Here is an 11,948-nt window from a genome sequence, read left to right as displayed (position 1 = left end):
CGGTCGGCCGGCGTGTCAGGTGTCGCCGGTTCGGTCGGTGTGCGTTCGTTCGTAATGGCGGGCGACCCGTGTGCGGTTGCCGCAGATATTGCTGGTGCACCACTTGCGCCGCTTGTTCTCGGCAAGGAAGAGCATCGAGCAGGCCGGGTTGGCGCAGCGGCGCAGGAGCCCCAGGCGTTCGGGGTCGGCGAGCAGGCCGATGGCCTCCGCAGCGATGGCGGCCAGCGCCGCATTCCCGCCGTGTTCGGTGTGCCAGCGTTCCTCGCTGCGGATACCACCGGCCGTCATGACCAGCCGAGGGCTCATGGGGGCCGAGGCCGCGGCGGCATTGATGTCGTCCAGCGAGGTGGGCCGGACGTCCCGACCCTCCAGATGAGCGTCCAGGACGTCCCGGATCGCCACGCGCAGTCGGCGCATGGCCGTGATGTCGGGAACGGGCCCGGACGGCAGGCTTCCGGATTGCAGGGCCCACCATGTTGCGGAAGCGTCTTGTGTGCCAATGAGATCTGTGGCCGGTTCGGTGACCGTGATCAGCGTGTCGGCCAGGTCCAGCGCAACAAGGGGCTCACCCCCCATGGGGAAGCCCGCCTCCTGTAGCTCATCTACACCAATTCGAATGCGCACGATGCCACTATACCCATTAGCATCCCAGAAGAACACCGTGGTCCAGCCGACAGATAGGTTGCGTGTACAGGGATACAGGCGACCCCTTGCGGACTACCCCTAATGGCCCTACGCTCGCATTACCCATTAATCGCGGGTTCGGCTCGAGGAAGTCTGGATCACACTGGATCCAGCTGACGCCTACGCAGTTCACCCCGCGTTCGATGAAAGGAACCGGCCATGGGACTGTCATGGCAGCAGGGACCGCTCTCCTCTACTGCGCTCGGAAGGTTCCTCACCCCCGAGCCCCTGCCGGAAAGGCTGCTCTTCGCGGAGCGGCTGCGCCGCCGGATGAAAGTGAAGTTCGGCGGGGAATGGATCGCGGACAGCGAGGACATCGTGCTGCTGCACGAGCCGGGACGCTATCCGGTCGCCTACTTCCCACTCTCGTCGGTACGTCCCGACGTTCTCGAAGCCAGCGGGCGCACCACCCAGCACCGCGAGCTCGGCGAGACGTCCTGGTTCACCGTGGACGCCGCAGGCCATCGCACTGAACGCGCGGCGTGGCAGCTCACGGGGCTCCCCTCGTACGCCGGCGAGCTGGAGGGGCGTGTCGCCTTCGCATGGCGGGCCATGGACGCCTTCTACGAGGAGGACGAGCGGATTCTCGGGCACGCGGCGGACCCCTATCACCGCATCGACATCCGCGACACGTCCCGCACGCTGGAGGTGCGCTCGGGGGACACGGTGATCGCGCGGACCACTCGGCCGGTGGTGCTCTACGAATCCGGGTTCGCACCGCGGTGGTACGTGCCGCGCGAGGACATCCAGGAGAAGGAACTGACGCCGGTCGAGGGCCAGACGTTCTGCCCCTACAAGGGGCTGGCCAGCTACTACGACATCGGCGAGTCCAAGAAGGCGGCCTGGTACTACCACGAGGCCTACACCGAGGTCGGGAGGGTTGACGACCTGGTCTCCTTTGAACCCGACAAGGTCGAGATCTACCTCGACGGTGAGCGGCTGCACCTCGAACCGGGCCAGCAGGTCGTGCCCCACGGGGTCGACCGGGGCCTGGGGACCGATGAGGTCCTCTCCCGCTGAAACCGAGTCCGCCACGGGCAGGGACACGCTCACCAACCGCTCGGCCCCCAGGGCACATGAAGTTCCCCCAAGGCCGGGTAGTTAGCGTTTCCGCTGGTCACGCAAGGGGGGCGGCATCGTGATTGCCGCGTAGCGGCCCGTGCGGACTCTCTTGATCATTCCTCTCTCGGCCCAGCGGGCGAGTTGGCGATAGGTGGCGACGAGGGTGACGTCGCCGAGGAGCTCGGCGATCTCTCTTGATCGCCACAGCCGTTCGGGCTCTGCCTGCAGGATGGTCAGGACACGTGCCATGCGGTTGCCGGTGTTCTCCCGGTCGGTCGTCGCGGGCAGTGCGGGCTGTGGCGGTGGGGGCGGCAGGAGAGTGATCGTCGTCGAGGTCACGACCTTGCTGCCGTCGGGTCGGCCGTCCAGTTTTCTTTCCGCGTAACGGGAGATGGGGGACTTCACCTTGCGGGTGCTGACACGGGACCGCCGCGCGGGCGACAGCGCCGACAGGACTCGTCGGCCGATCTCCCCGATGCCCTGCTCGAAGACTCCTTCCGCGCATACCAGCAGGTCGCGAGCGGTTTGGAAGGCGACGGTGAAGCCACAGCGGTCTGGGTCGGTGCCTGGCCTGGACTCCGCTGCCTCGACCATGGTGCGGCGCAGAAGCTGGTAGAGAGTGAGCAGAGCCCACATCTCCTGCTCGACGCCGGCCGGATCGTGAGAGCGCAGGACCCGTGCGTGCAGGATGGTGTGGCGGAGCGCGTAGTAGGCGCTCTCGTGCTCCCAACGCTCGTGATAGAGGTGCACGAGGCGGTCGGCGGGGTAGCGGCGGGCATCCAGCAACGTGGTTGCCAGACGGTAGGAGCCCTCGAAGGTGCTGCCGTCCGTGCAGATGACGCTCACTCGGGCCTCGATGATGCGTACCCGGACGCCGCCGATGACCGAGAGGTAGGAAGAGTCGGCGAGTGCCTTCAGAACCGGTGGACGGCGGCGCTGATTGATGCGGCCCAAGACCCGTGCGCCGGTGGCGTGCACGGCGGCGAGGAAGTCGTTGCTGTCGAAGCCCCGGTCCCACAAGACAAGCATTTCGGGGACCAGATGCGGCAACAACCTGGTGGCGTACGAGGTCTCGCCCTCCCGGGTAGGGCCGAAGACCGCCCCGACCACGGCCCGGGTACCGGTCTCCACCAGCGTCATCAGCTCGACCTGGGGATAACCGCCGTGCGGGCACCGCCGCAGCCAGCTCCGATTGCGCTCACTGTCGGGCACTTTGATCGAGCTGCAGCCGTCGAACGACACCGTCCGATACGGGCCGAACCGTACCCCCGGCGTGGTTGGCTGGGCCAACGGCCCGGCCAGCACCTCGAACAACGCCCGCACCGGCGCGCTGCCGAGCCGGCGACGCAGATCACGTAACGCTTTCGTGCTCGGGCAGACGATCGGCATCCCCGACAGGCCGGCGGTCAGCTTGTCCCAGACCAGCCGGTAGCCGACCTCGGGGAACAAGCACATCGCCAGGAGGAAGTAGACGCCGACCCGCGAGGGCAGATCACGCAACCGCCGCTGCACGGTCCCGGTCTCCGACAAGACCGCGTCGACCAGCTCGAACGGCATGATCGGCGTCAGTTCCCCCAGATGTCCGGGAGCGAACCGGCCCGCGGCCACCGTGACCGTTCGGGTGATGGCCGTCAGTGCAGGCGGCAGGACACAATGAGAAGGCAACGGAGCTCCTTGCGGGACAAGCTGTCTTGGACGACTGCCTGTACCAACGAGCTCCGTTGCTCCATATCGGAAACTCGTCAACACCCCTTGCATGACCTGCGAGTTCGCTAACTACCCGGCCTTGGAAGTTCCCCCCTGAGCATGGACAGCGTGTGGTTACGCTGCGGGGGCGAGAGCTTGTGCCGTCAGGGCCCGGGTTTCGATCGGGGTGACGTATCCGTAGACGGGATGCTTCCGCAGGCGGGTGCGGTTGTACTCGACCTCGATGAAGCGAAAGACATCAGCGCGAGCCGCCTCGTGGGATTCCCAGACCGTGGTCCCGATCTCCGCCTTCAGCAGCCCGAAGAAGCTCTCAGCTGCGGCGTTATCGTAGCAGGAGCCCGTTCTGCCCATACTCTGCCGCAGACCCAACTCCTTTATGACGGCGCGGTATTCACGTGAGGTGTATTCCGCTCCGCGGTCCGAGTGTGTGATGCAGCCCTCCTTCAGGGCGCCCCGTCCGGCGGCCATCCGCAGGGCGTCGACGACGAGGCCGGCCCGGTGGTGGTCGGCCATCGCGTAGCCGACGACCTCGCGGGTAGCCAGGTCGATCACCGTGGCCAGATACCACCAGCCGGCCAGCGTGGGCAGGTAGGTGATGTCGCCGACCAGCTTCGTGCCCGGCTCAGCGGCCGTGAAGTCCCGGCCCACCAGATCCGGCGACGCGATCGCGTTGCGGTCCGCCCGGGTCAGGCCGCGACGCCGTCTGCGGGTGATGCCGCTGATGCCGTGCTCACGCATCAGCCGCTCGACACGCTTGTGATTGACACGGTGCCCGCCCCTGCGGAGCGCGGCTGTGACCCTCGGGGCTCCGTAGGCCCGCCGCGACACGTCGTGGACGTGCCGGATCTCGGCGATCAGCCGCTCCTCGTGGCAGGCTCGTTTCTCGGCTGCCAAACGCCCGGACAGATAGGCGTAATAGCCCGAGCGGGACACGCCCAGCACCCGGCACAGCAGGGCGACACTGTGACCACCGGGGTTCGTCTCGGCGGCCCTCTCCGCATCGATGAATGCGTAGCGCACGGCTACTTCGTCGACTCCCTCGCGAAGAAGGCCGCGGCTTTTTTCAGGACCTCGATCGTCTGCTGCTGTTCCCTGTTCTCCCGCCGCAGACGACGCAGTTCTTCCTTCTCGTCGCTGGTCAGCGCACCAGCCGGCCCCTCGCCCCGGTCGGCCTTGTCCTGGTTCACCCAGTTCCGCAGACCCTCCGGGCTCACCCCGAGCTCCCGGGCGACCTGGGTCACCGTCTTCCCCGACGAGGAGACCAGCGCGACCGCGTCCCGCTTGAACTCGACCGTGTACCGCTTACTCGTGTTGCTCTTCTTACTCACTACCTGGAACTGCTTCCTCCGGGACCTGTCGTCCCAGTATCAGGCTGTCCAGCTCAGAGGGGGAACTTCCAAGGCCGGGTAGTTAGCGAACTCGCAGGTCATGCAAGGGGTGTTGACGAGTTTCCGATATGGAGCAACGGAGCTCGTTGGTACAGGCAGTCGTCCAAGACAGCTTGTCCCGCAAGGAGCTCCGTTGCCTTCTCATTGTGTCCTGCCGCCTGCACTGACGGCCATCACCCGAACGGTCACGGTGGCCGCGGGCCGGTTCGCTCCCGGACATCTGGGGGAACTGACGCCGATCATGCCGTTCGAGCTGGTCGACGCGGTCTTGTCGGAGACCGGGACCGTGCAGCGGCGGTTGCGTGATCTGCCCTCGCGGGTCGGCGTCTACTTCCTCCTGGCGATGTGCTTGTTCCCCGAGGTCGGCTACCGGCTGGTCTGGGACAAGCTGACCGCCGGCCTGTCGGGGATGCCGATCGTCTGCCCGAGCACGAAAGCGTTACGTGATCTGCGTCGCCGGCTCGGCAGCGCGCCGGTGCGGGCGTTGTTCGAGGTGCTGGCCGGGCCGTTGGCCCAGCCAACCACGCCGGGGGTACGGTTCGGCCCGTATCGGACGGTGTCGTTCGACGGCTGCAGCTCGATCAAAGTGCCCGACAGTGAGCGCAATCGGAGCTGGCTGCGGCGGTGCCCGCACGGCGGTTATCCCCAGGTCGAGCTGATGACGCTGGTGGAGACCGGTACCCGGGCCGTGGTCGGGGCGGTCTTCGGCCCTACCCGGGAGGGCGAGACCTCGTACGCCACCAGGTTGTTGCCGCATCTGGTCCCCGAAATGCTTGTCTTGTGGGACCGGGGCTTCGACAGCAACGACTTCCTCGCCGCCGTGCACGCCACCGGCGCACGGGTCTTGGGCCGCATCAATCAGCGCCGCCGTCCACCGGTTCTGAAGGCACTCGCCGACTCTTCCTACCTCTCGGTCATCGGCGGCGTCCGGGTACGCATCATCGAGGCCCGAGTGAGCGTCATCTGCACGGACGGCAGCACCTTCGAGGGCTCCTACCGTCTGGCAACCACGTTGCTGGATGCCCGCCGCTACCCCGCCGACCGCCTCGTGCACCTCTATCACGAGCGTTGGGAGCACGAGAGCGCCTACTACGCGCTCCGCCACACCATCCTGCACGCACGGGTCCTGCGCTCTCACGATCCGGCCGGCGTCGAGCAGGAGATGTGGGCTCTGCTCACTCTCTACCAGCTTCTGCGCCGCACCATGGTCGAGGCAGCGGAGTCCAGGCCAGGCACCGACCCAGACCGCTGTGGCTTCACCGTCGCCTTCCAAACCGCTCGCGACCTGCTGGTATGCGCGGAAGGAGTCTTCGAGCAGGGCATCGGGGAGATCGGCCGACGAGTCCTGTCGGCGCTGTCGCCCGCGCGGCGGTCCCGTGTCAGCACCCGCAAGGTGAAGTCCCCCATCTCCCGTTACGCGGAAAGAAAACTGGACGGCCGACCCGACGGCAGCAAGGTCGTGACCTCGACGACGATCACTCTCCTGCCGCCCCCACCGCCACAGCCCGCACTGCCCGCGACGACCGACCGGGAGAACACCGGCAACCGCATGGCACGTGTCCTGACCATCCTGCAGGCAGAGCCCGAACGGCTGTGGCGATCAAGAGAGATCGCCGAGCTCCTCGGCGACGTCACCCTCGTCGCCACCTATCGCCAACTCGCCCGCTGGGCCGAGAGAGGAATGATCAAGAGAGTCCGCACGGGCCGCTACGCGGCAATCACGATGCCGCCCCCCTTGCGTGACCAGCGGAAACGCTAACTACCCGGCCTTGGGGGAACTTCAACGAGGCATTCACCCCCGACAAAGCCTTCGCCCTGGCCCAGCGCCTCGAGATCCACCACACGCCCAAGCACGGGTCATGGCTCAACATCGCCGAAATCGAACTCTCCGCGCTGACCCGCCAATGCCTCGACCGCCGCATCAACGACCTCGACATCCTCAACACCGAACTCACAGCCTGGCAGAACGCCACCAACACCGACCAACGCCAGGTGAACTGGCAGTTCACCACCCACGACGCACGCACCAAACTACGTCACCTTTATCCCAAAAATTAGCTACGACGGTCTACTAGGAGTTTTGGGCTTCTTTTGTGCGCTGATAGTGGCGTCGGGCCTTCATCCGGTTGCCGCACTCGGCCATGGAGCACCATCGGGCGCTGTTGGGCTTGCTTCGGTCGAGAAGGAAGCGTTGGCACTGCGGGTTCGCGCAGGGCCTGAGCCGTCCCGGCCTGGTCTCCTGGAGGCCGGCCCAGGTCAGCACCGACTCAACGGCCATGCGTCGCGTAGCGGGTACCTCCAGGGACCATTCGAGCTTCCCTCCCGAGACGTCGGGAACACTGCTGACCCCGTTGAGGAATTCACCCAGGCACGCCGGTTCCCGCTCTCCTCTCACGACGTCCTGAAGGGCGTCGCGTGCGGCAACGAGGCAGCTGAGTTCCTCGCTCGACCCGCTCCCCCCGTGCTGGCGCGCCCACGCGCGGCCTGCGGAAAGCGTGCCGAGAGCATCGCGCGTCGAGCCCTCGACCACGGGGGTCGTGTTGAGCAGCTCCAGCAGCGTGTCTTCTTGAATCCTGTCTATCACCACACCCGGCTCCTAACCTTTTTTCCGCTGTTGACAGGTTACCTCACCTCACTGTCTAATCTAACCATCAAAAGTCGCCATATAGGTTATGCGCGAGTGGCGGGGCACCCCGCTCCCGCCCCAGCGTCCATCGGCCACTCGCCTCCCCCGGACGACTTTCGCGTCCATCGGCCACAGACAGGCGGAGTTCCATGCAGACAGCAGCACCCCAGTGCACACGCACGGCACCCCCGGGACAGACCCGTCCCCGGAGGGCGAGGCCTAAGTCCGCGCCCTCGGCCGCGAGGCGGAGCCCGGCGACGGGCAGGGTGCGCGCCATCCTGCACGGCCCCTCGGGCGGCGCCGTAGTCACCGTCCTCGCCGTGCTGGGGGCGCTGATCTGGTCGAACGCGCAGCCTGCGTCGTACGAGGGGTTCTGGGAGACGCAGCTGGAGGTCGGACTCGGCGCTCTCCACGTGGGATGGAGCCTGCGGACCTGGGTGGACAGTGGCCTGATGACGCTGTTCTTCCTGGTGGTCGGACTGGAGGCGCGCAAGGAGTTCGATCTCGGCGACCTGCGCGAACGGCGCCGACTGGTTCTGCCCGTCACGGCAAGTCTCATCGCCATGGCCGTACCGGTGGGGATCTATCTCGCCGTGAACCAGGGAAGCCCGGCCGTCCACGGCTGGGGGGTGGCGATGTCAACGGACAGTGCGCTGGCGCTGGGAGCATTCGCCATGGTGGCCCGTGGGGTGCCGGTTCGGGTCAGGGCGTTCCTTCTCGCCTTGTTCGTGGCCGACGACCTGGTGGCGCTCGTGGTGGTCGCCTTCGCCTACGGAGAGCACGTCAGCCTAGGCCCGCTGGCCTTCGCCCTCGCCTCGTTCGGCGCGCTGCTGGTCGCACGCAGCAGGCGGCCGACGGGCAGCCGTACGACCGACGTCGTGTTCGGGGTGGGCACGTGGGGCGCGCTGATGTTCAGCGGGATCGAGCCGGGTGTGGCCGGTCTGGCCATTGGGCTGGCCACGACGGCCCGTGCTCCGCTGCGCTCCGACCTGGAGCACGCCACCGGCCTGGTGCGGCTCTTCCGCGAACAGCCGAGCCCCGCGCGGGCCCGGTCGGCGACCGTGGGGCTGAGTGCGTCACTGTCGGCCAACGCACGTCTGCAGCACCTGCTTCATCCGTGGACCACGTTCCTGATCGTGCCGCTGTTCGCCCTCGCCAACGCGGGTATCCGCATCAACGCGGATCTGCTCACGCACGCAGCGGCGGCCCCGGTGACCATCGGCATCTTCCTCGGCTACGTTCTCGGCAAGCCCCTCGCTGTCCTGGCGGGATCCTGGGCTGTCGCACGCTCCAGCCGCGGCCGCCTACGCGCGCCGGTGGGCTGGGGGGCCGTTCTGGGCAGCGGCACCCTGGCCGGCGTCGGCTTCACCGTCTCGCTGCTGATCGCCACTCTCGCCTTCAGCGGGCATCAGCTCGACCAGGCCAAGATCGGCATTCTCGGCGCCGCCGTGATCTCGACCGTGACCAGCTGGGCGGTCTACCGGGGCATCGCACTGCTGCCCAGCGCCCGACGCCGGCGCGCCCTGCTCGGCGACAGCACACAGTTGCACGATCTGGTCGATGCGGTGGACCCCGCACGGGACCACATCCAGGGACCGCTGCACGCACCCATCACAATCGTCGAGTACGGCGACTTCGAATGCCCCTACTGCAGCCAGACCGAGCCCGCCACCCGCGAACTGCTGGCATCGCATCCCGATGTCCGTTATGTCTGGCGGCATCTGCCCCTCAGCGATGTGCATCCCCATGCCCGGCTCGCTGCCGAAGCAGCCGAAGCAGCAGCATCTCAGGGCGCGTTCTGGCCCATGCACACGCTCCTGCTGGAACGCCAGGACCGGTTGGACCTCCCAGACCTGCTCGCTCATGCCGACGAACTGGGGCTCGACACCGACCGCTTCGAACGCGAGCTTCTCAGCGGCACCCACCGGGCGTCGGTCGACCACCACATCACGTCCGCCGACACCAACGGCGTCACCGGCACCCCCACGTTCTTCCTCAACGGCAAGCGGCATCACGGGCCTTATGGCGCGGAAGCCCTGTCCGAGGCGATCGAGGAGGCCCGGCACGCGCACCACCCCGCCGCCCCAGCAGCTCGATGTCATGCGGCACTTGCGCACTCGCGCGTGATTCTGCGTCAGGCTGCACACACAGTGCCACGAAGCACCTTCCCGGCCGGTGAAGCGGCCGAGGGCAGGAGTACGGCAGCTGCGGAAGCCTGCGCGAGGGGGAAGCCAGCCACACGGTCGGGCCCCGTCATGGCCGGGCAGTGCGACGTTTCGCAACGATCCCGGTAACGGCGATGGCGGTATTGCAGACCTTCTGAGAGAGGGGGCTTCGCTTTCGCTCGTAGATCCGCACGCATACGGCTGCGGATCCCGTCCATTGCACCTTCTTCCGCCGGGGCCGGCGCGAAAAGGCCGCAAGACCCGTCGCCCCCATGACCGACAAGCCCTTCGCGGGATGAGCCCCCGGGGAAGCCGGAGTACCCAGACCGGACAAGCAGGAGAGACGGTCCGGGCACGCCGGGATCCCAAGGCCGGCTACGCGAGGCGGACAGCCGTCCCATACCCCGGGATCCGGTCCGCCTGCCGCCTGCCGCCTGCCGAGCCCACAGGCATACATGCGGGCTCGGCAGTTTGCGGGCAGCCATCGAGCAAACCTAACCATTAAAACTGACTTGACAGGTTAGTTCCCGCGTGCTGGACTGTAACTAACCGCTCAAAGCAATCTTGGAGGTTGGCATGAGCAGCGTTGTGCATCACCGCACGGCCACGGTCAACGGCATGAATGTCTTCTATCGGGAGGCCGGAGCCCCGCAGGCACCGGCGCTCGTGCTGCTGCACGGCTTCCCCACGAGCTCGCACATGTTCCGGAACCTCATCCCGGCACTCGCAGACACCTACCGCGTCATCGCGCCTGACATGATCGGATTCGGGCAGTCGGCCATGCCGACGGTCGACGAGTTCGACTACACCTTCGACGCCCTCACCGACGTGACTGCCGGCCTGCTGGAGCAGCTCGGTGTCGACCGGTTCGCGGTCTACGCGCAGGACTACGGAGCGCCCATCGCCTGGCGGCTCGCCACGCGCTCTCCGCAGAGCATCACCGCGATCATCACGCAGAACGGCAACGCCTACACCGACGGGTTCGTCAAGGCCTTCTGGGACGGGCTGTTCGCCTACACCGAGAACCCGACGCCCGAGACCGAAGCCCCCGTCCGTGGAGCCCTGAGCCTCGACGTGACCCGCTGGCAGTACCTGAACGGGGTCGCAGATCCGAGCATCGTCAGCCCGGACAACTGGACCATCGACCAGGCGCTGCTCGACCGCGCGGGCAACGACGACATCCAGCTCGCACTGTTCCGCAACTATCCGACCAACGTCGCTCTCTACCCCGAGCTGCAGCAGTACTTCCGCGACAGCCAGGTGCCGCTGCTGGCCGTGTGGGGAGCCAACGACGAGATCTTCGGCCCCGACGGAGCCCGCGCCTTCCAGCGCGACCTGCCCGACGCCGAGATCCACCTCCTCGACTCCGGGCACTTCGCCCTGGAGAGCCACCTGGAGGAGATCACCGGCTACATCCGCGACTTCCTCGCCCGCGTCACCTCCTGACACACCCGATCCGCGTGGCCCCGGCGGCCGGTCAGCAGGTGAGTCACTGGCCGGTCCGCCACCCCACAGCATTTCCAGCCCACTGTCCAGGACAGGACATGTACCACCTGCAGCGCACTTTCGATCCGATACCGCAATCCGTCGGCCAGGCACGGGGGTTTGTCACCTTCGCCATCGGCTGCCATGTGGACCCCCCGCGATGCGACGACATCCGCAGCTGTGTCTCCGAGCTGGCCAGCAACGCCATCCTTCATACCGGAGACAGCGGCAGCCCCTTCGTCGTCCGGATCTCGACCGACCAGCACGGATGCGTCCGCCTGGAAGTTCACGACCAGGCCCGCGACACGGCACCCGTACTGGCGGACCATCAGGACGCCGACGCGACGGACGGACGGGGAATGCTCATAGTTCAACTCCTGTCGGACGACTGGGGCGTCGTTCCATCTCCCATAGGCAAGGTGGTGTGGTCACACTTCGCCGGCGCAGCGCAGGCGGCGGGACCTGCCGCCTGCAAGACACCGACCGGGGCTACAGACGGGCTGGCCGCGCAACCCGGCCTCCCGAAGAACTGACGCACACAGCTCCCACGAGACAGCGCTCATCGAGGCTCGCCTCGACGCGAGCCGAGCGAAGGAAAAGACCGATGACGCCCAGGAGTTCTTCGCGGACTCCGGGCTTGAATTCCCGGCCGTGATTCCTCCACTATGGCTGCGCCCAGCACGGTCGCTTCGTATCGGACCGCGGGCTTTGCCCCTGCTCGACCGCCAGGTGCAACTTGGTGGCCAGCCCGGCGCGCGATCGTCCGAGGCCGTGGTCGTCGGGTTCGACCTCGACGCACCGGGAGGCTCCTTCTGCAGCGCCTCTTTCCCC

10 protein-coding genes and 1 pseudogene are annotated in these 11,948 nt (G+C 67.1%); 6 read left to right on the top strand and 5 right to left on the bottom strand.

What is annotated here, in order from left to right; all coding sequences use genetic code 11:
• Window positions 1-15: 15 nt before the first annotated feature.
• A complete protein-coding gene (locus ACY0PA_RS38300; protein ID WP_473081969.1) occupies window positions 16-660 on the bottom strand; it encodes a CGNR zinc finger domain-containing protein in 645 nt (214 codons plus the stop codon).
• A gap of 183 nt (window positions 661-843) precedes the next feature.
• Here ACY0PA_RS38300 and ACY0PA_RS38295 point away from each other — a divergent pair, with 183 nt between their 5' ends.
• On the top strand, window positions 844-1,704 hold the full coding sequence (locus tag ACY0PA_RS38295; protein ID WP_473081968.1) for a DUF427 domain-containing protein: 861 nt from the start codon (window positions 844-846) through the stop codon (window positions 1,702-1,704).
• Window positions 1,705-1,785: 81 nt separating this feature from the next.
• Here ACY0PA_RS38295 and ACY0PA_RS38290 read toward each other — a convergent pair whose 3' ends face one another.
• The 3 genes from ACY0PA_RS38290 to ACY0PA_RS38280 all read right to left on the bottom strand — a co-directional run bounded on the left by ACY0PA_RS38290 (window position 1,786) and on the right by ACY0PA_RS38280 (window position 4,781).
• Entirely contained in the window at window positions 1,786-3,411 is a 1,626-nt protein-coding gene (locus ACY0PA_RS38290) for an IS4 family transposase (protein WP_266569606.1), read from the bottom strand.
• Window positions 3,412-3,567: 156 nt separating this feature from the next.
• Entirely contained in the window at window positions 3,568-4,473 is a 906-nt protein-coding gene (locus ACY0PA_RS38285) for an IS3 family transposase (protein ID WP_385883375.1), read from the bottom strand.
• A 2-nt stretch (window positions 4,474-4,475) separates the two neighbouring features.
• On the bottom strand, window positions 4,476-4,781 hold the full coding sequence (locus ACY0PA_RS38280) for a transposase (RefSeq protein WP_473081967.1): 306 nt from the start codon (window positions 4,779-4,781) through the stop codon (window positions 4,476-4,478).
• Between the two features lie 193 nt (window positions 4,782-4,974).
• Between ACY0PA_RS38280 and ACY0PA_RS38275 the strand changes: the two genes are divergently transcribed.
• Together ACY0PA_RS38275 and ACY0PA_RS38270 are read left to right on the top strand one after the other, a co-directional pair.
• Window positions 4,975-6,600, top strand: coding sequence for an IS4 family transposase (locus tag ACY0PA_RS38275; RefSeq protein ID WP_266569606.1), 1,626 nt, complete (start codon window positions 4,975-4,977; stop codon window positions 6,598-6,600).
• Between the two features lie 47 nt (window positions 6,601-6,647).
• A pseudogene (locus tag ACY0PA_RS38270) lies at window positions 6,648-6,768 on the top strand (IS630-like element ISMae25 family transposase); the annotation flags it as partial.
• Between the two features lie 144 nt (window positions 6,769-6,912).
• Here ACY0PA_RS38270 and ACY0PA_RS38265 read toward each other — a convergent pair.
• Window positions 6,913-7,425, bottom strand: coding sequence for a CGNR zinc finger domain-containing protein (locus tag ACY0PA_RS38265; protein ID WP_473086559.1), 513 nt, complete (start codon window positions 7,423-7,425; stop codon window positions 6,913-6,915).
• A gap of 308 nt (window positions 7,426-7,733) precedes the next feature.
• Between ACY0PA_RS38265 and ACY0PA_RS38260 the strand changes: the two genes are divergently transcribed.
• The 3 genes from ACY0PA_RS38260 to ACY0PA_RS38250 all read left to right on the top strand — a co-directional run bounded on the left by ACY0PA_RS38260 (window position 7,734) and on the right by ACY0PA_RS38250 (window position 11,650).
• A complete protein-coding gene (locus ACY0PA_RS38260) occupies window positions 7,734-9,761 on the top strand; it encodes a Na+/H+ antiporter NhaA (RefSeq protein ID WP_473081966.1) in 2,028 nt (675 codons plus the stop codon).
• Between the two features lie 447 nt (window positions 9,762-10,208).
• Window positions 10,209-11,078, top strand: coding sequence for an alpha/beta fold hydrolase (locus ACY0PA_RS38255; protein ID WP_473081965.1), 870 nt, complete (start codon window positions 10,209-10,211; stop codon window positions 11,076-11,078).
• A gap of 98 nt (window positions 11,079-11,176) precedes the next feature.
• Window positions 11,177-11,650: an ATP-binding protein gene (locus tag ACY0PA_RS38250; RefSeq protein ID WP_473081964.1), complete on the top strand. Its 474-nt coding sequence runs from the start codon at window positions 11,177-11,179 to the stop codon at window positions 11,648-11,650.
• Window positions 11,651-11,948 lie beyond the last annotated feature (298 nt).

This window comes from Streptomyces sp. DS1-CR2, from assembly GCF_055760475.1.
This window is presented reverse-complemented; position numbering and strand designations above follow the sequence as displayed.